The sequence below is a fragment of the Shewanella sp. AC34-MNA-CIBAN-0136 genome (genome assembly GCF_040309945.1).
GTDB lineage: Bacteria > Pseudomonadota > Gammaproteobacteria > Enterobacterales > Shewanellaceae > Shewanella.
This window is the reverse complement of record NZ_JBEOPJ010000007.1, coordinates 25,968-50,637: the sequence shown is the minus strand read 5'-3', so window position 1 is coordinate 50,637 and position 24,670 is coordinate 25,968. Positions and strand designations below refer to the sequence as shown.

19 protein-coding genes are annotated in these 24,670 nt (G+C 42.5%); 16 read left to right on the top strand and 3 right to left on the bottom strand.

Annotated elements, in window-relative coordinates:
* Positions 1 to 15: 15 nt before the first annotated feature.
* From AAEY94_RS08785 to AAEY94_RS08715, 15 genes are all read left to right on the top strand, one after another.
* Positions 16 to 1,227 carry an acyl-CoA dehydrogenase family protein gene (locus tag AAEY94_RS08785; RefSeq protein ID WP_350978451.1) on the top strand — a complete coding sequence of 404 codons (1,212 nt, stop codon included), beginning with the start codon at positions 16 to 18 and terminating at the stop codon, positions 1,225 to 1,227.
* Between the two features lie 210 nt (positions 1,228 to 1,437).
* Entirely contained in the window at positions 1,438 to 2,472 is a 1,035-nt protein-coding gene (locus tag AAEY94_RS08780; protein ID WP_335691941.1) for a phosphotransferase family protein, read from the top strand.
* A 162-nt stretch (positions 2,473 to 2,634) separates the two neighbouring features.
* Positions 2,635 to 3,396: an SDR family NAD(P)-dependent oxidoreductase gene (locus AAEY94_RS08775; RefSeq protein ID WP_101087176.1), complete on the top strand. Its 762-nt coding sequence runs from the start codon at positions 2,635 to 2,637 to the stop codon at positions 3,394 to 3,396.
* 103 nt (positions 3,397 to 3,499) lie between these two features.
* Positions 3,500 to 5,305, top strand: a complete 1,806-nt coding sequence (locus AAEY94_RS08770; protein WP_101087177.1) for an acyl-CoA dehydrogenase — start codon at positions 3,500 to 3,502, stop codon at positions 5,303 to 5,305.
* Between the two features lie 385 nt (positions 5,306 to 5,690).
* Positions 5,691 to 6,152 (top strand): MaoC family dehydratase, encoded by a 462-nt coding sequence (locus tag AAEY94_RS08765; RefSeq protein WP_059743536.1) that lies wholly within the window; start codon positions 5,691 to 5,693, stop codon positions 6,150 to 6,152.
* Positions 6,153 to 6,226: 74 nt separating this feature from the next.
* Complete coding sequence (locus AAEY94_RS08760) at positions 6,227 to 7,147, top strand: SDR family NAD(P)-dependent oxidoreductase (RefSeq protein ID WP_350978449.1); 921 nt, start codon at positions 6,227 to 6,229, stop codon at positions 7,145 to 7,147.
* A 121-nt stretch (positions 7,148 to 7,268) separates the two neighbouring features.
* Positions 7,269 to 8,450 carry an acetyl-CoA C-acyltransferase gene (locus tag AAEY94_RS08755; protein WP_101087179.1) on the top strand — a complete coding sequence of 394 codons (1,182 nt, stop codon included), beginning with the start codon at positions 7,269 to 7,271 and terminating at the stop codon, positions 8,448 to 8,450.
* 89 nt (positions 8,451 to 8,539) lie between these two features.
* A complete protein-coding gene (locus tag AAEY94_RS08750; protein ID WP_182743437.1) occupies positions 8,540 to 10,210 on the top strand; it encodes an AMP-binding protein in 1,671 nt (556 codons plus the stop codon).
* A gap of 54 nt (positions 10,211 to 10,264) precedes the next feature.
* A complete protein-coding gene (locus AAEY94_RS08745; RefSeq protein ID WP_182743436.1) occupies positions 10,265 to 11,329 on the top strand; it encodes a patatin-like phospholipase family protein in 1,065 nt (354 codons plus the stop codon).
* Positions 11,330 to 11,413: 84 nt separating this feature from the next.
* A complete protein-coding gene (locus AAEY94_RS08740) occupies positions 11,414 to 12,412 on the top strand; it encodes an NADP-dependent oxidoreductase (RefSeq protein ID WP_182743435.1) in 999 nt (332 codons plus the stop codon).
* 201 nt (positions 12,413 to 12,613) lie between these two features.
* On the top strand, positions 12,614 to 14,728 hold the full coding sequence (locus tag AAEY94_RS08735; RefSeq protein WP_182743434.1) for a molybdopterin-dependent oxidoreductase: 2,115 nt from the start codon (positions 12,614 to 12,616) through the stop codon (positions 14,726 to 14,728).
* A 74-nt stretch (positions 14,729 to 14,802) separates the two neighbouring features.
* A complete protein-coding gene (locus AAEY94_RS08730; protein WP_101087184.1) occupies positions 14,803 to 15,636 on the top strand; it encodes an AAA family ATPase in 834 nt (277 codons plus the stop codon).
* A 6-nt stretch (positions 15,637 to 15,642) separates the two neighbouring features.
* A complete protein-coding gene (locus AAEY94_RS08725) occupies positions 15,643 to 16,815 on the top strand; it encodes a vWA domain-containing protein (RefSeq protein ID WP_101087185.1) in 1,173 nt (390 codons plus the stop codon).
* A gap of 142 nt (positions 16,816 to 16,957) precedes the next feature.
* A complete protein-coding gene (locus tag AAEY94_RS08720; protein ID WP_182743433.1) occupies positions 16,958 to 17,866 on the top strand; it encodes a haloalkane dehalogenase in 909 nt (302 codons plus the stop codon).
* A gap of 102 nt (positions 17,867 to 17,968) precedes the next feature.
* Entirely contained in the window at positions 17,969 to 18,760 is a 792-nt protein-coding gene (locus tag AAEY94_RS08715) for an SGNH/GDSL hydrolase family protein (protein WP_259395378.1), read from the top strand.
* 614 nt (positions 18,761 to 19,374) lie between these two features.
* Here AAEY94_RS08715 and AAEY94_RS08710 read toward each other — a convergent pair.
* Together AAEY94_RS08710 and AAEY94_RS08700 are read right to left on the bottom strand one after the other, a co-directional pair.
* The gene (locus AAEY94_RS08710) at positions 19,375 to 19,713 is read right to left on the bottom strand and encodes a cytosolic protein (protein ID WP_350978570.1); all 339 of its coding nucleotides are present in this window, start codon (positions 19,711 to 19,713) and stop codon (positions 19,375 to 19,377) included.
* Between the two features lie 1,034 nt (positions 19,714 to 20,747).
* Positions 20,748 to 21,047: a phage integrase N-terminal SAM-like domain-containing protein gene (locus AAEY94_RS08700; protein WP_350978569.1), complete on the bottom strand. Its 300-nt coding sequence runs from the start codon at positions 21,045 to 21,047 to the stop codon at positions 20,748 to 20,750.
* Positions 21,048 to 21,469: 422 nt separating this feature from the next.
* On the opposite strand from AAEY94_RS08700, the gene AAEY94_RS08695 reads away from it, so the two are divergent.
* Entirely contained in the window at positions 21,470 to 22,492 is a 1,023-nt protein-coding gene (locus AAEY94_RS08695) for a hypothetical protein (RefSeq protein WP_350978444.1), read from the top strand.
* 1,076 nt (positions 22,493 to 23,568) lie between these two features.
* Here AAEY94_RS08695 and AAEY94_RS08690 read toward each other — a convergent pair.
* A complete protein-coding gene (locus AAEY94_RS08690; protein WP_350978442.1) occupies positions 23,569 to 24,666 on the bottom strand; it encodes a PQQ-dependent sugar dehydrogenase in 1,098 nt (365 codons plus the stop codon).
* Positions 24,667 to 24,670 lie beyond the last annotated feature (4 nt).

Here is a 24,670-nt window from a genome sequence, read left to right as displayed (position 1 = left end):
ATAGAAGGGTAGAACATGAATTTTGAATACAGTGAAAAAGTTCAAGCATTAATCAAACGTGTAACCGATTTTATGGATTTGAACGTGTTTCCGGTTGAAGACGAAATGCACCGACAGGTAGAGCTTGATCCTTGGTCAACGCCTCCGTTAATGGAAGAATTAAAAGCCAAAGCGAAAGCAGAAGGATTGTGGAATTTATTTCTGCCCGTTGCTTACGGTAAATACAGTGCTGGATTGACCAATTTAGAATACGCACCGCTGGCTGAAATTATGGGCAAAGTGATGTGGGCGTCAGAAGTGTTTAACTGTGCGGCACCCGATACCGGCAATATGGAAGTATTGGCTAAATACGGTAATGAAGCACAGAAAAAACAATGGCTAGAGCCATTGCTGGAAGGCAAAATTCGATCCGCATTTGCGATGACAGAACCTGAGGTGGCCTCAAGTGATGCGACTAATATTGAGTTAAGCATTGAACGTGATGGTGACGAGTATGTCATTAATGGCCGCAAGTTTTACATCAGTGGCGCGTGTCGTAAGCAATGCGAAATTATGATTGTGATGGGCAAAACAGACCCAACCAACAGCAATCGTTACATTCAACAATCACAAGTGCTTGTGCCAATGAACACGCCTGGCGTGACGTTAGTGCGGCCAATGAAAGTGTTTGGTTATAACGACGCTCCCGAAGGTCACGGCGAAGTGACGTTTACCAATGTCCGCGTACCGGTTGAGAATATTATTGTTGCTGAAGGTAAAGGTTTTGAAATTGCCCAAGGCCGCCTTGGCCCTGGACGTATTCATCACTGCATGCGTTCAGTTGGTATCGCTCAGCGCGCATTAGATTTAATGTGTAAACGCGTTGGTGAACGTATTGTGTTTGGTCAACCGATGATCAAGCAACAGTCGGTTCGTGAAGACATAGCTAAATCTGCCTGCCAGATTGAACAAGCCCGCTTAATGACCTTAAAAGCGGCGCAAAAAATGGATACCGACGGTAATAAAGCCGCCAAAGAACTGATTGCCATGATCAAAATTGTCGCGCCGAATATGTCACTTGATGTGATTGACCGTGCTATTCAGTGCCATGGTGCTGTGGGTGTGAGTCAAGACACCTTCTTAGCACACGCATGGGCAGGCCAACGTACTTTGCGTTTAGCCGATGGTCCAGACCAAGTGCATATGATGCAGTTAGGCCGTGATTTAGTGAAAAAGATTGCAGAGTAAATCGATACGTTGTAGACATTGAGCAACAGATTGAAACGCATTTGCGTTTCAATCTGAATGCCGTGTCACCAATCAGATGGCAATCATTGAGTCATAAAATTGGATCGTAAACACTGATTCAAGCTGACTAATTTTAATGACTGCGATCCAATGACTGCGATCCAATGACTGCAATCTAATGACTAAGAATAACAACAAGAGTATTGCTAAATGCCCCAAGTATTATCAATTAATAATGAACAGCTGACTGCTTACTTACAAGATCAAGTTGAGGGTTTTGAAGGCCCGATTACCTTAGAAAAGTTTGCCGGCGGTCAGTCTAATCCAACATTTAAAGTCACCGCAAAATCGGGTGTGTATGTATTACGCCGTCAACCTTCAGGCAAGTTATTAAAGTCTGCTCATGCGGTTGACCGAGAGTATCGGGTTCTTAATGCATTAAAAGACAGCGAAGTTCCGGTCGCAAAAGTATTCCATCTGTGTGAAGACATCTCTGTTATCGGTTCGATGTTTTACTTAATGGAATATTGCGATGGCACCGTTTATTGGAGCGCATCGTTAGCTGAGATTGGCACCAATGAGCGCCGCTCAGCTATGTATAACGAAATGAACCGAGTATTAGCTGCATTGCACAGTGTTGATGTGAATGCGGTTGGCTTAACTGATTATGGTAAAGCAGGAAATTATTTTGAGCGTCAATTAACTCGCTGGACATCACAGTATCGGTTGACCGAGCTTAAAAAAATACCCGCGATGGACCAGCTAAGTCAGTGGCTTGAAGATAATTTACCCGAAGATGATGGCCGTGTGTGTTTAGTCCATGGCGACTTTAGATTAGACAACATGATGTTTGCCAAAGATAAGCCACAGGTTATTGCATTGCTCGACTGGGAATTATCGACATTAGGTCACCCATATGCCGACCTTGCTTATCAATGCATGCAATTACGTATGCCAGCAGGTATGGGCAGTATTGATGGTTTAAAAGACGTCGACCGTGGCAGCTTAGGCATTCCGACTGAACAAGAATATGTCGATTTATATTGCCACCGCATGGGCATTGAACGGATTGAAAACTGGGTGTTTTATCTTGCGTTTAGTTTTTTTCGTTTAGCGGCGATTGCCCAAGGAGTAGCAAAACGCGCTGCAGAAGGCAATGCATCAAATGAACATGCTAATAAAGTGGGATCGTTCGTTGAACCGCTTGCACAAATGGCGTTGCAGGTTGTCGCACAAGAGAAATAACAGCGTTCTATCAACGACATCTACCGTGATAACGCGACGTTAACACTCATTTTTAATCTTTAATACTTAATACTTAAGATTTCAGCTAAAAACAAATGATAAAAAATTGATAAACAGACACTCAATATAACAATAAGACCATCAATTACAGGAGTTACTCGCATGGATCCATTATTAGACTTTACGGGCAAAGTCGCCGTTATTACGGGCGCAGCACAAGGTTTTGGTAAATTATTGGCCGAAGAGTTAGCCAAACGTGGCGCTAAGTTAGTCATCAGTGACATTAACGAAGCTGGCGTGCATCAAGTGGCAGATGCTATTGCCGCGACCGGTGCTGAAGTGGTCGCAATGAAATGCGATGTGTCCAAAAATGAATCTTGTAAAGCGATGGTCGATACCGCGATTGAATATTTTGGTCGAGTGGATATTGGCGTCAATAATGCCGGTATCGCGCACGAGTTTATGCCGCTGCATCACATTGACGAATCCATTATGGACAGCCAATTTGCTGTCAACGTCAAAGGTGTGCAATTTGGCATGCGTCATCAAATACAACAAATGCTTAAACAAGGCGAAGGCGCTATTCTCAATGTCAGTTCAATGGCCGGTTTAGGTGGCGCTGCTCGAGGCAGTGCTTATTCTATGGCAAAACATGCTGTTATTGGCTTAACTAAAACCGGTGCAGTTGAATACGGCCGCGAGAATATTCGTATTAATGCAATATGCCCATTCTTTACCCTAACGCCGATGGTGACCAACTTTGCTGACGAAGAAAAGCAAAAGAAAATGGCCCGTGGCGCGCCAATGAATCGTTTAGGTGAGCCAAAAGAAATCGTCGCGGTGATGTTAATGATGTTATCACCCGCCAACACCTATATGACAGGACAATGCATTGCGGTTGATGGCGGCGTGTCAGCGTTTTAAGCCTCAGTGGGCAGTCAGCAAATATTTGTCACTATCCATTTAACAATACATTGTGAGCAGATGTCATGACATCTGCTCAGTAACAAGATAAGAAGAGACTATTATGCCTGCAACGTTAATGAATGAACGCGATCTTGAATTTATGCTTTACGAACTGTTTGACAGTGAAGCGTTAACGAGCCGAGCGCGTTATCAAGATCACGATCGCCAGACCTTCAATGAAGTCGTCACCACGGCTAAAGCGATCGCAGAAAAATACTTTCTTCCTATCCGTCAAAAACTTGATACTCATCAACCAACATTTGATGGTAAAAAAGTGCATATCATCCCAGAGCTTAAAACCGCGATAGATGCGGTTAATGAGTCTGGTATTGGTGCTGCAACAGCTGATTATGATTTGGGTGGTATGCAATTACCCCCGATTATCGCCAGTGCAGCAGCCTCATTTTTGAGTGTGGCTGGCGGTGTGGGTATGGGTTACAACATGTTAACCACAGCCAACGCCAACTTGTTGCAAGCACATGGCAGTCAAGCACTGATTAACACTTGGGTTAAACCCATGCGTGAAGGCCGTTTTATGGGCACCATGGCCATGACGGAACCGGGCAGTGGCTCAGCGTTAGGCGACTTAATTACCAAAGCGGTAAAGTCGGACGACGGTACTTATCGCATTACTGGCAATAAAATTTATATTTCAGGCGGAGACCATGATTTAAGCGAGAATATCGTTCATTTGGTGTTAGCACGAATTCAAGGCGCACCAAAAGGTGTTAAAGGTATTTCGTTATTTGTGGTACCTAAGTTTTTGCTTAATCAAGATGGTTCCGTCGGTGAAGACAATGAAGTGGCTCTCGCTGGGCTATTTCATAAAATGGGTGGCCGCGCGCAAACGTCTACTGCACTAAGTTTTGGTGAGAAAAATGGTTCAATTGGTTATTTAGTCGGTGAAGAACATTGCGGTTTAAAGTACATGTTCCACATGATGAATGAAGCTCGCATTATGGTGGGTACTAGTGGTGCGGTATTGGCTGTGGCCGGTTATCAATATTCAGTCGATTACGCTAAAAACCGTCCGCAGGGTCGACTACCCTCGTGTAAAGACCCGCAATCCCCAATGGTCAACATCATTGAACATGCTGACGTAAAGCGCATGTTATTAGCGCAAAAAGCCTATGCAGAAGGCGCTATGGCGTTAGTGTTGTATGGGACTCAATTAAGTGATGATGAGCGTACTGCAGACACCGTTGAACAACGTGAACATGCCCATACCTTATTAGACTTTTTAACCCCAATCATTAAAACCTGGCCATCTGAATATGGCCCTAAAGCTAACTCTTATGCTATTCAAGTTATGGGCGGGCATGGTTACATCAATGAGCATCCAGTTGAGATGTTCTATCGTGATAACCGTTTAAATCCGATTCATGAAGGCACCACGGGAATACAATCGTTAGATTTGATTACCCGTAAAGTGCCGATGAATAAGATGCAGGGTTATAAAGCAACCCTGCATGAAATTGCCCAAACCATTGAGCAAGCCAAACAATACGACAGCTTGAGCGAATATACCCAGAAGCTAAGCGAAGCGGTAGAGACATTAACGCTGACAACTGAAGCGGTACTCAACGGCATGGCGACGAAGAACATCGACTTAGCCTTAGCCAACTCAGTTAAGTATTTAGAGTTGTTTGGCCATGTGATTATTGCGTGGTTATGGCTTAAGCAAAGTATGGTTGCTACCAAAGCCTTAGCACAGCAACCGCATCAAGCAGATGAGTTTTTCTATAAAGGTAAGTTACAGGCATCGCAGTATTTCTATCGCTTTGAATTACCCAAAATTGCGGTGTGGTCATCTCTGTTGATGAGTACTGACAGTACCAGTTTTGACATGCAAGCCGACTGGTTTTAACCTAAATTGAATGATGTACAAGTTGGTCATAGTCATCATAGGTTATCACTGACTGAGCTGAGTTATTTGTAGGTAGGTCGATTCCCTAGATGAGTATTACCAGTCAGACTTTACCTATAGTTGGATTTTGATTCGCGAGGTAATTTCTCAATTCTAGCTAGTATAAATACTTTATTATCAACGCATTACTCATTAATTGGGTAATGTGTTTTTGTTATAATCTCCCTGACGTATTACTTCCTTTCAACACGCTAGACTATTCATATTGCGAATGTCTTGGTATTAAAACTATTCATTTGTTTAATGTGTCCACCCCAACTAGCATGAGATATCGCTTAAATTTCATTCATGGACAGTACCTGAACGTACAAGAGGAAAGGGAACAATGCCGACAGTCATCAATCGTAACGACATCACAAACTATATTGGCTTCCAAGCCGAGCCAACAAGCTGGTATCAAATCACTCAAGATCAGATTAATCAGTTTGCGGATTGCACACTGGATCATCAGTTTATTCACGTAGATGAAGAAAAAGCCAAAGCCACGCCTTTTGGCTCGACCATTGCCCATGGCTTCCTGTCACTTTCCATGCTGTCACATTTTGCTGAAGAATTTAGCGTCATCATTGACGGTTTTTATATGGGCTTGAATGCCGGTTTCGATAAAGTGAGATTTTTACAGCCGGTTACCGTTAACAGTCGCATTAGAGCACACGCTAAAACCCTTTCAATTGAAGAAAAGAAACCAGGGCAGTTCCGTTTATCAACCGAAGTGACCATTGAAATTGAAGGTGTTGATACTCCGGCATTAGTGGCTGAGTGGATTTCTGTGCAAATGGTTAAGTAGATTTCTATCATTTGTCACCTTCACATGAACATAAAACAACAATAAAAAATCAAAAAAAGCGTTAAGGAAACATTATGACGATCAGTTTTGCAGGACAAGTAGCCATAGTCACAGGTGCCGGTAATGGTTTAGGTCGCTCTCATGCGTTGGAACTCGCCAGACGTGGTGCTAAAGTGGTGGTAAATGATTTAGGTGGCGCACGTGATGGAAGCGGCGCATCTTCTTCAGCATCGCAAGATGTGGTTCGTTTAATCGAAGAAATGGGCGGTGAAGCCATTAGTCATGGTGCAAACGTCGCTAATTTTGAGGAAGTGCAAGACATGGTGCAACAAACCATGGACAAGTGGGGCCGCGTTGATATTTTAATCAATAATGCTGGAATTTTGCGCGATAAGTCGTTTTCTAAAATGACCTTAGATGACTTTAAGTTAGTCATGGATGTCCACGTGATGGGCTCGGTTAACTGCACCAAAGCAGTGTGGGAAATCATGAAGCAGCAAAATTATGGTCGTATTGTGATGACCACATCGTCAAGCGGCATGTACGGTAATTTTGGTCAGTCTAATTATGGTGCAGCCAAAATGGCCGTGCTTGGGTTAATGAATACCTTAGTGCTTGAAGGTGCAAAAAATAATATCCACATCAATGCGCTAGCTCCCACTGCGGGGACGCGTATGACTGAAGATTTAATGCCTGAAGAAATCGTTAAAGCCTTCGCGCCAGAAGCGGTAACTGCGGGGATGTTGACCTTGTGTGATGAACACGCGCCAAACCGCTTTATTTTATGTGCCGGAGCGGGTGGTTATTCAAGTGCCAGTATCTTTGAAACAGAAGGTTGTTTTATCCCTAAAGCATCACAAACCCCAGAAACGGTGCGTGACAACTGGGAGAAACTCACTGCGCAAGATAATCAAAAAGCGTTGAAATCTGGTGCTCAACAAGGCGAGAAGTTTGTGATCAAGGCGATGGCATTTATGAAATCGCAGCAACAGTAAATGATTCTAATGTAGGTTGAGCTGTTTCGTTAACTGTTCTTGTGATTATGACTAATACTTAGCTCAACCTCAAAACCTGATTAAATACATGTCTTAGAAGACATATAAACAAGGAATTATTATGAGAGAAGCCGTCATTGTATCTGTAGCGAGAACCCCCATTGGTAAGGCGTACCGCGGTGCGTTTAATGATTTATCTGCTCCAACATTAGCTGCAGTTGCTGTTAATGCAGCCGTTGAGCGTGCGGGTATTGACCCAAATGAAATTGAAGATTGTATTTTTGGTGCTGCACTAACTCAAGGTAACCAAGGGATGAACTTTGGTCGTCAAGTGGCAATGGCGGCAAAACTGCCTGTGTCTGTGCCAGGTATGACTGTCGACCGTCAATGTTCATCAGGGTTAATGTCTATTGCTATCGCTGCCAATTATATTGTTTGTGATGGCGCCAACGTGGTAGTTGCTGGCGGTTGTGACTCAATCAGCTTGGTTCAAAACGATAAAATGAACATGCACCGAGCGGTCGACCCAAGTGTTAAAGCTTATCGTCCAGCGATTTATATGCCGATGCTTGATACCGCCGAAGTGGTTGCTAATCGTTATGGCATCTCGCGTGAAGCACAAGATGCTTATGCATTAATCTCGCAACAACGCACTGCTGATGCACAAGCTGCAGGTAAATTTGATGACGAAATTGTGCCTGTTACGTGTACAAAATTGGTGATGGATAAAGCCAGCAGTGATATCACTAAAGAACAAGTCACCTTAACTCAAGATGAAGGTAATCGTCCTTCAACCAATATTGAAGGCTTAGCGGGTTTAAAAGCGGTAAAAGATAACGGCTCAATTACTGGCGGTAACGCATCGCAACTGTCTGACGGTGCTGCCGCTGTTGTGGTAATGGAACGAGAACTCGCTGAGCAACGCGGTCTTAAGCCGTTAGGTGTTTACCGAGGCATGGTGGTTGTAGGTTGTGAGCCAGATGAAATGGGCATAGGTCCAATTTTTGCTATTCCTAAGTTGCTTGAACGTCATAGTTTGAATATTGATGACATTGGTTTGTGGGAAATCAATGAAGCGTTTGCGGTTCAGGTCATTTACTGTGCCGAAAAATTGGGCATTCCATATGATCGTTTAAACGTCGACGGGGGCGCAATTTCTATTGGTCATCCTTATGGCATGAGCGGTACTCGTATGGTGATGCACGCGTTAATTGAAGGTAAACGTCGTGGTGTTAAATACGTCGTGATCAGCATGTGTATTGGTGGCGGTCAAGGTGCTGCAGGTTTATTTGAAGTGTTGTAAAGCTGGATGTAGGTTAAAAATAACAATAATAATCACAGCAGCCGGTAATGTAGGCTGCTGATAATTTTGTAATAATTGGGGACAGTATTATGGAAAGGATTTGGTTAGAAAAGAGTTATCCGCCTGGGGTTGAGTTTGAAATCGATCCAGATAAATACAACTCATTGGCAGATTTGTTTTTAAAATATACCAAGTTATATGCCACGAATACGGCATTTATCAACATGGATGTTAGCATTACTTATACGCAGCTTGCCCAGCAAGTAACTGACTTTGCAACCTATTTACAGCAAGACTTAGGTTTAGTGAAAGGCGATAAGTTTGCCATCATGATCCCCAATACACTGCAATATCCGATCGCATTATTTGGTGCACTTATCGCAGGCTTAACTGTGGTGAATGTCAATCCACTCTATACCGCCCGTGAGTTAGAACATCAATTAAAAGACTCAGGCACGAAAGGCATATTAATTTTAGAAAACTTTGCTCATGTATTACAGGCTGTCATTGATAAAACCGATGTTAAACATGTTATCACCACTGGGGTGGGTGACCGATTAGGTCTTATTAAAGGTGCATTAGTCAACGGCGCGATTAAGCACGTGAAGAAATTGGTGCCAGCGTTCGATTTACCCAATGCGGTTAAATTTAATGACGCCATGGCAAAAGGCAGTAAAAAAACCTTTATACCGGTTGACGTTATCGGTTCTGACTTAGCCTTTTTGCAATATACTGGCGGCACTACAGGTCCATCAAAAGGTGCCATGCTAACTCATCGTAATATGGTTGCTAACCTTGAACAGTCAAATGCGGTTACCAAAAACGTCTATGAAATTGGTAAAGAGCTGATTATTACCGCATTACCGCTTTATCATATCTACGCGTTAACTTCTAATTGCTTAGCCTTTTTACCTTTTGGCGGCACCAACTTATTAATCACCAATCCAAGAGACATGGCCGGCTTTGTCAAAGAACTAGCTAAATATCGCTTTACTGTGATTACAGGTGTAAACACCTTGTTTAACGGATTATTGAATACTCCAGGATTTGATCAACTCGATTTCAGTGCATTAAAGATGGGCTTTGGTGGCGGAATGTCAGTTCAGCGACCAGTTGCAGAACATTGGGAGCGAGTCACTAAAAGCCGTTTACTTGAAGGCTATGGTTTAACGGAATGTGCGCCTTTAGTGACAATGAGTCCTTATAACCAAAAAAGCTATAATGGCTCGATTGGTTTACCGGCATCATCAACCGATATTCGTTTAGTCGGTGCAGATGGTGAAGATGTGGCATTAGGTGAACCAGGTGAGATGTGGGTTAAAGGCCCACAAGTGATGAAGGGATATTACAATCGCCAAAAAGCCACTGACGAAGTGTTAATCGATGGTTGGCTAGCCACCGGTGACATTGCCACCATGGACGAGAATGGTTTCTTTAAAATTGTGGATCGCAAAAAAGACATGATTAACGTGTCTGGTTTTAACGTGTTCCCTAACGAAATTGAAGAAGTAATTGTGTCGCACGAAGGGGTATTGGAAGCCGCCGCTGTGGGCGTGTCTTGCGACATTACTGGCGAGCGCGTCAAAGTGTACATTGTGCGTAAGGACCCAACATTAACAGAACAAGATATTTTTGATCACTGCAATAAAATGCTCACTAACTATAAACGCCCTAAAATCATTGAGTTTATGAATGAATTGCCTAAAAGCAATGTCGGTAAAGTATTGCGTAAAGATCTTCGTAATCAGTCACAAGCGTAAAATAACAAGAGCTGCTGTCGGCATGTATTGCGACAGTCCAATAATAAGAGTCATATGTTAGAAATATACGCTGGTGAAACGGCTTTAAAATCGATACAACAACAGGGTTTTTCTCCAGATTTATTCAGTTCTTTCCTTGGTGCAAGTGGTGGACCTAAATGGTTCACCTTGCTGGGATTAGACAAATACCTTTTTGGGGAATTCTTTAAAGGCAGACAACAACCTTTAAACCTGATTGGTTCAAGTGCCGGTGCATTTCGCGCCGCGTGCTTTGCCCAAAATGACCCTGTCGCGGCGATAGAACGCTTAGCCAAAAATTACAGTGAAACCGTTTATTCTAATGACACTAAACCGCAACCGGATGAAATTACAGCTAAAGCAGTTGAATTACTCGATGAGTTATTTGGTGACAGCGGTGCAGATGAGATTATCAATAACAAAGTCTTTAAAGCCCATTTTATTGTGGCTAAATGCAAAGGACTGGTTGCGTCAGAAAATAAACTGCTGCAAGGGGCTGGCTTATTCAACAGTTTTGTCAGAAATTCCATCAGCAGGCCACTGCTTAACAGTCAGTACGAACGCTACATCTTTCAACATCGCCAAAGCGATTTGGCGATTTATGATCCTGACAATATCGCCACAACGTCTATGGCATTAAGCCAGCGTAATATCAAAGCAGCGCTATTAGCGTCTGGCTCGATTCCTATGGTGATGCAAGGGATAAAAGACATTGCTGATTGCCCTCAAGGTATGTACCGAGATGGTGGAATTATTGACTATCATTTTGATTTTAATATTCAAAATGAAGGCTTAACTCTGTATCCACATTTCAGCTCGACATTAAAGCCGGGTTGGTTTGATAAAAACCTGTCTCGCAAAGTGCGTTTACAACACTACGACAAAACTGTGCTCCTGTGTCCATCCGCTGAATTTGTCGCATCACTGCCGTTTAGCAAAATCCCCGACCGTAGTGATTTTGTCGAAATGAAACCGACGCAGCGCTTAGAGTATTGGCAGCAGGTGTTTGTGGAAAGTGAAAAGCTAGCCGAGCATTTTAAACATTTTTATCAACAGCAAAATATTCACAGCATTAAAAGTATTGAGCAGTTACTGGCTTAACGGCAATAAGATTTCATTTTTGGATATCAATTAAAAACGCGTCATTACTATGTTGACGTTAACTCATTAAAAAAGGATTTGAACATGACCACATACAAAGCCATTAACTTAATCGCCCGTCCAACCGGTGGCCCAGTCGGTCCTAAATTATTCGAAGTGGTCCAAAAAGACATGCCGAAAGTGGCACAAGGGCAATTTTTGGTAAAACAGAATCATATGTCACTGGATCCTGCCATGTTTGGTTGGATGAGCGCAGACACCGAAAGCTATATTCCACCAGTTGAGTTAGGTGATGTGATGCGCAGTTCTGGCATTGGTGAGATTGTTGAAAGCAATCACCCAGATTTTAACGTGGGCGACCGCGTAATGGGCATGATGGGCTGGCAAGAATACTTTTTAAGTAATGGTGCAGGGTTAAATAAAGTCACCGCGCCATTACCAGACGAAGCTATTTTATCGGTATTCGCCTTACCGGGCTTAACAGCAACACAGGGACTTTTCAACGTAGGTAAACCACAAAAAGGTGAAACTATTGTGGTTTCTGGCGCGGCAGGTTCTGTTGGCTCTATTGTGGGGCAGCTTGCTAAAGCAGACGGACTAAGAGTGATTGGCGTTGTCGGCAGTGACGAAAAAGCAGATTGGATCGTAAATGAGCTTGGTTTTGATGGCGCAGTCAATTACAAAACCGATGATATTGCAGCAAAGCTTGCCGAGTTAACCCCAGATGGCGTTGATGTGTATTTTGAAAATACTGGCGGCCCAATTCAGCATCATGTGTTTGCCAGAATGAATGCCCATGGGCGTATTGTGGTGTGCGGCATGATTGCGGATTACCCAAAAGCGGTACCTGATTTAGGCCCTAATTGGATCCAAGTGATTAAAAAGCGCTTGATTATCCAAGGTTTCACTATGCCAGATCATTTCGGTGATGTGCCCGCATTGCTCGAAAAATTAACCCCTTATGTGATGAAAGGGCAAATTAAGCATCGTGCCCACGTATTAAATGGACTCGAGTCTGCAATGACTGGCTTGAATTTGTTTTTCACTGGTAAAAACAAAGGCAAGTTAATCGTCAAACTGTAAGTGTTATGGCTATCAGCAATCGATAAGCCTTAGTTATTAATGGGGCATAACGGAGCTTAGCAACCACATAACCTCGCCAAATAAAGCCTAATAGCACCGTCAGCATTGTGTTATTAGGTGTGTTATTAGGTGCGTTATTAGGTGCGTTAACGTTGGCAGTTCAGTTACATTCACATTCATTTTCCAAGTCAGGCGATATATATGAGCGACATAAAAACCCATTATAGAAATTGCAATATTTGTGAAGCCATGTGTGGCTTGGAAATAAAATATCAAGACAAACAAATTTTGTCGATCAAAGGCGATCAGCTCGATCCCTTTAGCCAAGGTTACAACTGCCCTAAAGCATTGGCGCTGGAAGATTTTTATACGGATAAAGATCGCTTAAAAACCCCAATCAAACGTACCGATTCAGGTTGGCAAGCCATTAGTTGGGATGACGCATTTAGTGAAATCACCGCTAAGTTTAAAAGTATTCAACAGCAACATGGCAACAATGCTTTAGCAGTTTATTTAGGTAATCCTAACGCCCATAGCCTAGGCAATGCGTTAGTGCTTAAACCTTTTATGAAGTCATTAGGCACTGTCAATCGCTTTAGCTCAGCTTCGGCTGATCAATTACCCCATCATGTAGCGTCTAACTTTATGTTTGGTGCAGGTATGCTAATTCCGGTACCGGATATTGATAGAACTGACTTTATGTTGATCATTGGCGCTAATCCGGTGGTATCAAACGGCAGCATGATGACCGCGCCAAACGTCATTGGGCGAATGAAAGCGATTCAAAAGCGTGGCGGAAAAATTGTTGTAGTCGATCCGCGCAAAACCCGCACCGCTAACATTGCTGACCAGCACTTATTTATTCGACCTGAAAAAGATGCACTGTTGTTACTGGCATTAATTCATTGTGTATTTGCCAATGATAAGGTCAATTTACGCCATTTAGAGAACATGGTTGAAGGATTGGATGATGTAGCTAAGCTTGCCAAAGGTTATTCGCCAGAAGCGCTAGCAGAGTTTGTCGGTATTGATGCCGCTAGTATTCGTACGCTTGCAGATGACATGACGGCGGCCGAATCTGCGGTCTGTTATAGCCGCATGGGCGCCTCGACTCAAACGTTCGGTGGCTTATGTTTATGGCTCACCAATGTACTCAATATTATTACTGGCAACTTTGACCGTGCCGGTGGGGCGATGTTTCCACAACCTGCGTTTGATTTATTACGTCATCATAAACGAGGCCATAAAAGCTCATTTGGTCAGCATCACACTCGTGTTCGTCAATTGCCATTCTTTAATGGCGAATTCCCGGTGGCAACCTTAGCAGAAGAAATACAAACCGAGGGTGAAGGGCAGATTAAAAGCCTCATTACCGTCGCGGGCAATCCTGTATTGTCAGCGCCCAGTGGTCATAAATTGGCACAAGCCTTTGCTGGGCTTGAATACATGGTGTCGGTAGATATCTATTTAAATGAAACTACCAAATACGCAGACATTATTTTACCGGGCACTACAGGAGTCGAGAACTCCCACTTTGATATTTTCTTTAATTCATTTTCGGTGCGAAACACGGTGAAATACTCAGCACCATTATTTGAAAAACTGCCAGAACAACGCAGCGATTGGCAAATTCTAAAAGAGATTTCAGCCAGAATGCTAAACCTGCCTGCCGATGACCCAATGCAAAAAGTCACCCCAGAGATGATACTGGACATGGAACTCAAAAATGGTCCGTATGGTGAACAAGGCATCAGCTTGCAAAAGTTAATAGACAATCCGCATGGTATCGACCTTGGCCCGTTAATGCCCTGTATTGAACAACGCATTAAAACCGCAGACGGTAAGGTCAATTTATTCCCACAAGTGTATGTCGATGACTTACCTCGTTTAGACGCGATGATGACACCAACTGCACGCGACAAGGCTTATCCATTTGATTTAATCGGTCGTCGTTTAGTGAAAAGTCATAACACCTGGACACAAAACTCGCAGCGCTTAACTAAAGGTAAAAACCCTTGCACTTTAGAAGTGCATTCTGAAGATGCAAAAAAATTAGGTATTGAGCAGGGACAAGTGGTAACGGTGACTTCTGCTGTTGGAACAATCAATATCGAAGTGGTTATTACTGACGATATTCAACAAGGTGTTGTGAGTATGCCGCAAGGGTGGGGCCATAATCAGCAAGGCACTAACATGTCAGTGGCATCTGCGCAGCCTGGCGTGAGCATTAATGATTTAACGGATGCCGCTAGAGTTGATATGCTAACAGGAAATGCAGCATTTAATGGCACGCCGGTTGCCATTAACGTGGCTTAAAGCCAGATATATGCCCAAACAAATACATGAAAAAGCTTTGCTACGGCAAAATGACATAAATGAAAAGGTTGACCATGTTTAAAAGTACACAGAACTACATTGCCTCAAACGAGCTTACTTTAGCGGTAAATGCCGCTATTGCTTTAGAGAAACCGTTATTAATTAAGGGCGAACCGGGCACGGGTAAAACCCAGTTAGCAGAAGAACTTGCTCGTTCTCTTAATTGTAAACTGTATCAATGGCACATTAAGTCGACCACCAAGGCGCAACAAGGTTTATACGAATATGATGCTGTGTCCCGTCTACGTGACAGTCAGTTAGGTGATGCGCGTGTACACGACATCGGTAACTACATCGTTAAAGGTAAGCTATGGCATGCGTTTGAAGAAGAACAAAGACCGATATTGCTGATTGATGAAATTGATAAAGCGGACATCGAGTTTCCTAACGACTTGCTACAAGAACTCGATAAAATGGAGTTTTATGTGTACGAAACTCAACAGGTTATCAAAGCTAAACAACGTCCCATTATCATCATTACCTCTAACAACGAAAAAGAGCTACCAGATGCGTTTTTAAGACGGTGTTTTTTCCATTACATTAAATTTCCCACCAAAGATGAAATGGCAAAAATTATCGACGTGCATCATCCTAATGTTAAGCAAGACTTGTTACAGCAAGCATTAGAGGTGTTTTTCGATTTACGAGATGTCAACGGTATTAAGAAAAAACCCTCAACATCTGAATTGATCGATTGGCTTAAGTTATTAATATCGGATGATATTTCTCAAAGCACTTTGCTAAATAAACAATCAGACATCATTCCTTTGTTTGGCGCATTGCTTAAAAATGAACAAGACGTTTCATTGATTGAAAAGCTTGCTTTTATGAGCCGCAGAAACAGGTAGTGCATCGTGTTTATTGATTTTTTTCTGATCCTAAAAAAGCACAAAGTGCCTTGTAGCTTACGTGAGCTATTAGATTTGATTGCGTTACTAAAAGCTGGGGTGGTGTTTGCCGATGTGGAAGAGTTTTATAACCTTGCCAAAATTGTCATGGTTAAAGATGAAATCCACTACGACAAGTACGATAACGCCTTTGCTGAGTATTTTAAAGGCATCGAAAGTATTGATGTATTTGATAAAATTTTGCCCGAAGATTGGCTAAGAAAGGAGTTTGAAAAGCACCTTTCTCAAGAAGAAAAAGACAAGCTTAAATCTTTAGGCGGGCTTGAAGCATTAATGAAGGCGTTAAAAGAACGTCTAGAAGAACAGAAAAAACGTCATGCAGGCGGCAATAAATGGGTTGGCACAGGCGGCACATCTCCGTTTGGCGCTTATGGCTATAACCCTGAAGGGATTAGAGTCGGCCAAGATAAAAACCGTAATAACAGTGCCGTGAAAGTGTGGGATAAGCGCGAGTTTAAAAACTTCGACCAAGACCGTGAACTGGGTACTCGAAATATTAAATTGGCACTTAAAAAACTCAGAAAATTTGCCCGCACTGGGGCCAGTGAAAAACTGGATATTAATACCACTATCAGTTCAACCGCCAAGAACGGTGGAATGTTAGATGTTCACATGGAACCGGAACGTCACAATGCCGTTAAAGTGTTGATGTTTTTCGATATTGGCGGCTCAATGGATGATTATATTCATACATGTGAAGAGCTTTTTTCTGCGGCGCACAGTGAGTTTAAGCATTTAAAATTCTTTTATTTTCATAACTGTGTGTACGAAAATCTCTGGCAAGATAATAACCGCCGCTTTGATAAAGTGATTAATTTAGAAGAGATCATCAGAACATTTGGTGCCGATTATAAAGTCATTTTTGTCGGTGATGCGACCATGGGGCCTTACGAGATTATAGCTAAAGGCGGCAGTGTTGAACATTGGAATGAAAAGCCCGGCATTGAATACATGAATCGATTGCTGGGGCATTTCAATAAAGTGGCATGGCTTAATCCACAACCGGAAAATCGCTGGCCAATACATCATTCTATTTCCATTATTCAACAGTTGCTGAACAATAAAATGTATCCATTAACGGTTGATGGAATAGGACGGGCGATTAAGGATCTGAGTTAATGTCAGTTCGTTGCATGCAATGAACTAACGCCGTGACGTCAACATTCAAGGTTCAGTGACAGTCAGCAATGTGGCTTATTTAGCGCGAGGTTACATTACTCAGACAATATTGATACAAAACACAATAAGGAAGGGAATTAATATGGATTTTTTACGCACCGACGACAGTTGTTTCGCCAATTTACCTGATTACCATTTTACTGCGAATTACTTAACCGTTGATGACACTGAGGGTGGTGAACTGAGAGTCCATTATCTTGATGAAGGCCCTAAGGATGACGCACCAATATTGTTATTACATGGTGAGCCGACCTGGAGCTTTTTGTACCGCAAAATGATCCCCATTCTCGTTAAAGCCGGTCATCGTGTTATTGCACCTGATCTTATTGGTTTTGGTCGCTCAGATAAACCGACAAACCGTAACGATTATACTTATCAACGTCATGTCGATTGGATTAAATCACTGATGCTGCAACTTAATCTCACTAACATTACCTTGGTTTGTCAGGATTGGGGCGGATTAATTGGTTTACGTTTAGCGGCTGAAGAAAGCGAGCGATTTGCACGGGTTGTTTGTGCCAACACCATGTTACCCACTGGTGACCATGAGCCAGGTGAAGCATTTAAAAAATGGCGTCAGTTCTCACAAGACGTTGAGATATTCCCAACGGGCAACTTAATTAACAGCGCTTGTGTATCGACTTTACGTGCTGAGGTTATTGCTGCGTACGATGCGCCGTTTCCAGATGAGCGCTACAAAGAGGGCGCGCGTCAATTCCCGTTATTAGTGCCAATAACGCCTGACGATCCTGCTGCAGATAAAAACCGCGCCGCGTGGAAAGTATTGTGCCAATGGCAAAAGCCATTTTTAACCGCGTTTAGTGATTCAGATCCGATTACTGCGGGTGGTGATGCCTTGATGCAAAAACTCATTCCAGGAACAAAAGGGCAAAAGCACACCACTATCATCGCTGCAGGGCACTTTTTGCAAGAGGACAAAGGCGAAGTATTGGCCGACGTTGTAGTGAACTTTATTGCTGATAATCGTTAAGGGTCTATTCAACATTAATGATTAAGCCGTGCTGAGTGACAATATTAGGATTCGTTTAATAGTGAATAAAGGATAACCATGCTGTATCAAGGAGTGTCACTCATGTTAGCCCCGTTGTTGGTGTTTCAGGGGCTTAAGGTTCGCCGCACTACGCCAAGATTACCGGAACCCGAGGGCGAGCGTGTCGGGCAAACTGGGCCCAATCCTGCGTTGAGTTTGCTTATTTTGGGCGACTCAGCCGCTGCAGGAGTGGGAGTGGCATTTCAACAGCATGCTTTGTTAGGGCAGGTTATTGAGCAATTAAGTCCTCAACTCGAGTTTAGTTATGGCTTATTTGCTAAAACAGGCTCGACTACATATACCACCTTACAAGCCTTACAACAGCAGATTGATAACGCACATCCCATACTCGGGCAAACGCATTATGATGTCATCGTGACATCATTAGGGGTGAATGACATTACCTCATCAATCAGTTGCGAGAAGTGGTTGCTGCAACAAAAAGCGTTATTTGAACTGATTACAAAGCGATACAGGCCCAAATTGATATTGGTCACTGCGTTACCGCCTTTGGGGCTATTTCCTGCATTGCCTCATCCACTTCGTTGGAGTTTAGGCCAGCGAGCAAATCAATTTAATCGCCAATTACAGCAATTACTTATTAAGTTAAATCAACAAGTCGACCAATCCACAAGTTTCAGATTAATCAAATTGCCACTGGAAAACCCACAACCTGACATCACTATGCTGGAGTTTATGCGCCAAGTGATGGCTACCGATGGGTTTCACCCAGGTGCACCGATTTATAATGCATGGGCAAAGTTAGTGGTAGAACAAATAGTTGGTGGTATTTGTGCTTCAACATGTGTTTCACACAAGGCCTGCGGCCACTAACGTCGTGACGGTTCACCCACACCAGACCAAGAGGAAACCAACGGCTGTTCCCTCTTTACTCTTTATAAAAGAATGGGCCCAGCCGCCCCGCAACATTTTCTCTATTTACAAAACAACAGCTGCGAAAAGGTCGCCATGGGATTTATCTAGCTTTGAACTTCGTTTGTAGACTGCTTTGGTCCATCTGTAATAAGGAGTGAAAATACTAACGCTTCCGATGGGAATCTGATGTGAATGGATTCACGAATGTCGTGATGGCAAGGTCAATGATGTTCCCGACATCATAATGACATTCCCCATATCCATTGGGTCAGATGCCAAAGAACGACCTGTACCTCGAAAGCTAAGCTCACATCTGATAGGCAGGATGCCTGAATGCCTTGTAGCACATGGTCAATGATGTTCCCTACATCCTAATGACATTTCCAATATCCTTATCGGTCAGATGTGCGAGAAAGGCCATGTGAGCTTCACGCATTCTTGTATAAAGAGTCTTCAACGCCCTCAAGTTCAGAGTTAAACCCGTCCATGTTAAATTATGGCCGGCTGACTCATTTATGCCCCATTCCTTGCTAGGGATGCCAATTCGCCAATTTCAACTTACTGAATAATTTTCAGTCTATTCGGGTAATAAAGGTTTGCTCGTCATCCACAAAAGCTACAAAGCCGCCGTGATAGATAAATACCCGACTATGCCCCTCAACTAAGCAGGCAAGCTGTGGGTCCAAATCTTCTTCGTTACCCTGTCTTTGATATGTACCGATATCGGTGATTACGCCGCTGAGAGTAGGCAAATATCTATAAGTTCGCTTTGCCTGATCAACCAGGTTCAATTCGCTGGCGGTAGAGAAGCAAGAGGGTATCGTACCGGCTTCTTCGATAAACATAGTTTTCAGTTCTTCAAAAGCTGTGATTACTAGCCAGTCGATGCCGTTAACATGATGGATAAACATTGAGTTTCTCGGTAATTCTGATGCGGAGATTTTAACATGATCAGGGGCAGAACATAGTAGAGATTTAGTAATTCTGTGCAATTTACGGTCATTCACTAGGCCACCTTGAAACACGTCTTTGTCCCAAATTTTGTTTAAGATATGGCCTGCGGCCACTAACGTCGTGGCGCTTCGCCCACACCAGACCAAAAGGAAACCAACGGCTGCTCCCTCTTGGATCACCCAGCCGCCCCGCAACATTTTCTGAAAAGCGAAAAGGTCGCCATGGGGTTAAATTTAACTTTGACCTGCATTTGCAGACTGCTTTGGCCTTATTCGAAAATACTAACGCTTTCGATGGTACATCCTGTACCGCGAAAGCTAAGCTCACATCTGATAGGCAGGATGCCTGAATGCCTTGTAGCACATGGATGTGCGAGAAAGGCCATGTGAGCTTCACGCTATTTTCTTCAACGTCCTCAAGTTCAGAGTTGAATGACGCCAATTGCAAGCAAGGTATGCAAATCATTTATGCCCCAAAGTTACTTAGAACCAAAGCCCTATTTAAAAATGGTTCCCTTCGTTTTACATACAAAATTTAATTGATAATACTCTTTTACAGAAACCATTTTTTATTTGCTAGATTACATAACCTAATGAGCTGGTTTTATATACAGGTATAAATAGATTTAGCTTAATTAAAATCAAACAACTCGTTAGGTAGGCCTAAAGTTGTAATGCAGATTTATTTAGAAAAGTATAATTGATTGATAATGTTGCAAATAAATTTAATCGTTTGTTTTTTAAACGACATTAATGCGCAATCTATCAGTGAGTCAGGTTTACCGTCTTTACCAGGAAAAACATGCCGGGGATGACGATGAGTTTGCCAATAATACCGCAGCGCTAACAATGTGCGTTATGGTAAGGGTACAAGCCTATCCTTGCCGCCTTTGGTGTCATGAATATGCACCTGCATCAACGCAGAATCGATATCGCCAACCTGCAATGAAATTGCTTCACCGAGACGCAATCCCATGCTGCACATGGTTAAATCACACTTGATATCGCAGCTTATGGGTGAGGCTAATGACGATTGAGACTTCGGCAGAGGTTAGAATATCCGGTAGGCGTTTGACCTGCGGTGGCTTAACAAGCCTCAGCCACTCCCAGTGCTGGTTAAGAACATATCGATAGAAAAACGGTAATCCATTACGGTCGAGTTTTACGGTGTTCCAGGAGTGAGAGGCAATTAAATCAGCAAAATAGCGCTTTAAATCATCGATTGAAAGGTTGTCAGGGCAATAGTCAAAATAAGCACTAATGCGCCTGACTGCACGGCTATAAGCATCGATGGTAGCAGGCCGCTTGCCTTGCAGCGTTAAATTGGTAAGATGTTGTTATAAAGAAAATCAAAGCGTTGTTGTTCAGATGCGTTCATGGTGATACTCCTAGATAAATGCCAATATTGGCAGGGTCTAGTAAGTATTTATGATGGGACTAAAGATGTGTTTTTATCTTTTTTTGCCGCAGAGCGGCTTCGTTCAACAAGCTGTTCAAGCGGGACAAATTACCGTTGGCTGTTTCGCTCCTATCACATTATAGCCAACAATTATCAGCCCCTTAAATGGGCGTTAGTTGCTTGCGGTAAAACTATTTTCGGAGTTTGTCGATAGTTAGAGAAAGTTACTTTATTAACAGTTACTTATTGAGTACAATCTCAGGCGATTAGTTGTTAATTCAACAAAATCACAAATGGAAATTAAAGGATTAAAACATGGATGCACTGCCTAGTACACAAAATAAAGCAATACATATAGTTGAAAAACAGATGCCTGTTGATCAACTGATTATGACTATGTACAACTCTCCCTCCGAGAATACTTACAAACACTTTAAAATGGTTAATTCCCATATTAAGAATGGAATTGTTCAAGTAGGACAGGTGGTATTGCTATCTCCAGCAGATGCTCAAGAATGCACAATTGAGGAAGCTGAATTTTTAAATGTCGCTAAAGCAGTTGATTTAACTTTATTAAAATTGAGTAACTCTGAAAAGCAATTGCTAGTAAATAGATATGAGTTTTTCTCAAATATTGCTAGTTATAACGGCTTATTGATAGGCGTAAGTAATACCGCGTGGAATGCTCATACAGCCCAAGTTAAATCTATTTTGAAAGATATAGAGCGAACCTATGTTACTAGTTATAAATCAAATGGTAACCTACATAATAAGAATTTTTTCACCCAACGTAAAATACAATTTGCTAGATTGGATGCAGCATTAAGTCGTTTTGGACAACCAAGTTTAGGTGGAAAACTTGTGGCTGGTGATATCCGTAGTAATTTGGGACTAAGCAGTAAAAGCATCATTCAACAGTGGAATAAGCAGCCTGCAAATGCCATAACTGTACCCAACTTTCATAAGAACTATGCAGCAGTAGCTGAAATGTCACGTAATTTGAAACGTGTAGGCTATTTAGGAATTATGCTAACAGGTGTTGATGCAGTATCTAACATTCAAAAAGCTTGTACCGTTGGTGATGATTCTCAATGTAGTAAATCGAAATATACCCAAACAGGGAAGGCTGCTGGTAGTATTGGTGGTGGGGCTTTGGGTGGGTTAGTTGCTTATGGCGGCTGTAACATTATATTTGGTGCACCAAGTGCAGGAACCAGCCTCTTTTGGTGTTCTTTAGTCGTTGGTGCTGGTACTGGTTTTGTCGGTGGGAAGTATGGGGGCTCTGGAGGAGAGTATTTAGGTGAAGAGATCTATAAATCAAAGAGTATAATTCGTTGATATTCAGCAATTTAAGTTTGACAACTCAAATATCACTCATCTTGTTTTGTGCAGGAATATGCCTACTTATTACTAGTGTATTACTTATTTTTTTTATAAAAAACAAATGGCTACCCATGGTTGAGGACATTATTGATGATAACTACTATTTGTTTTCATTGAATATATTCTCAGCAACTTTAGGTGTTTCACGTTACGGACTGATATTTCAATTTTATTGGCAGGCAAAACGTTGTGATAGATTAAAGCAAAGAGATAAAGTACCTAAAGAAGTCCAAAAGTTATTTATTGCAAGTAATGTTATACAATTACTTAGTTTTATAGTCTTTTTTAGCGGCATTGTTATTATTAATATTTATAAATAATTTAACCTATCATCTCTAACGTTGTTGCAACTAATCGGGTAGCCGGAGGTATTTAGCCTCCAGTCCCCACACTACCCTGCATGCGGCTCCGCACACGTCTAAATGGATTTAGGAGGTGAGAGCGGTTCATTTATAACGTCTAGCTAAGCTTTCTGGTTAGCTTCTTGTTTCAAGAGTGAATTGCGATCCATCTTTTAGTGAACATAAACTCACTTTCTTAAGCTAATCATTAGCAATGATAATGTGAACCGTAAATTTTAGAGCCTAAGATCTAACCGATTTCAGTCCATAAATGAGTCAGAAGACATTATTGGGAATGGATAAATTCAACTCTGAACTTGAGGCCGTTGAAGAAAATAGCGTGAGCCTGACAGGACGTCAGGCTAGCTTTCGCGGTACAGGATGTACCATCGAAAGCGTTAGCATTTTCGAGTAAGGCCGAGGCCGATTACAAACGAGATTCAAAGATGGATCAATTCCCATGGCGACCTTTTCGCAGTTCTTGTTTTGTAAATAGCGAAAATGTTGCGGGGCGGCTGGGAGTTCCAAGAGGGAACAGCCGTTGGTTTCCACTTGGTCTGGTGTGGGCGAAGCGCCACGACGTTAGTGGCCGCAGGCCATATCTTAAATACACTTTTGTCCAAGAGTGAGTTTGATAGTGATCAAACTGTATCCCAGTCGTACAGCTAAAGCTTAACGCTTGGCTTTTTATTACTTGGTATAACTAATCCGATACACAGCATTGGCAAAGTCATCAGATACCAAGATAGAGCCATCTACCAGGGTCATCACATCAACAGGTCGGCCCCAGCTTTGTTCGCCTTCAAGCCAACCCGTGGCAAACGGCTTATAATCAATCACCTTATTCCCCTCAAGTGCCACCTGCATAATGCGATAACCCACTTTGTTAGTGCGGTTCCACGAGCCGTGCTGGGCAATTAAGATTGATTGTTTATAAGTAGCAGGGAATTGACTACCTTGATAAAACTCCATGCCTAATGCAGCAACATGAGCACCTAAGGTTAATACCGGAGGCGTGTTGAGTTTGGCGATTTTGGGGTTAGTAAAATCTGTATCGGCAATATCTGTGTTGTGAATATAAGGAAAACCAAAGTGTTGCCCAGTTTGAGTGACTCGATTAAGCTCATCATCGGGTAAATCATCGCCCATCATGTCGCGGCCATTATCGGTAAACCATAACTCACCTGTTTGTGGGTGAAAATCAAATCCGACACTGTTGCGTACACCTTGAGCGACGATAGTGGTTTGTTTTGTTTCAAGATCTAATTGTAAAATACTGGCAAAGGGAAGCTCACTTTCACACACATTACAAGGCGCGCCGACGGGAATGTACAGCTTTCCATCTGGGCCAAAAGCGATAAATTTCCAGCCGTGATGGGATTTGTTAGGCAGCTTGTCGTACACCAATTCTGGTTTAGGGATCTTGGGTAATGATTGTTCAATATCAGGATAACGCCAGATTTTATCGACTTCAGCGACATACAAACTGCCATTATGGTAAGCAAGACCGGATGGCATAAACAAATCCGTTGCGATAATGATTTTCTTGTCAGCTTTGAAGTCATTATCACTGTCTATAAGCGCATAAACATTGCCTGCTTTGCGACTGCCTACAAAAACAGTTCCGTTGTCACCAAGCGCCATCTGGCGCGCATTTTCAACATTTTCAGCATACACATCAATGGTAAACCCTGCTGGTAATTGGATGTTATTTAACGGCAGTGCATAGACTGAATAAGATAAGCCCAAAAGCGCGAGGGTAGATAGCAAACTGATTGGTTTAATCATATTG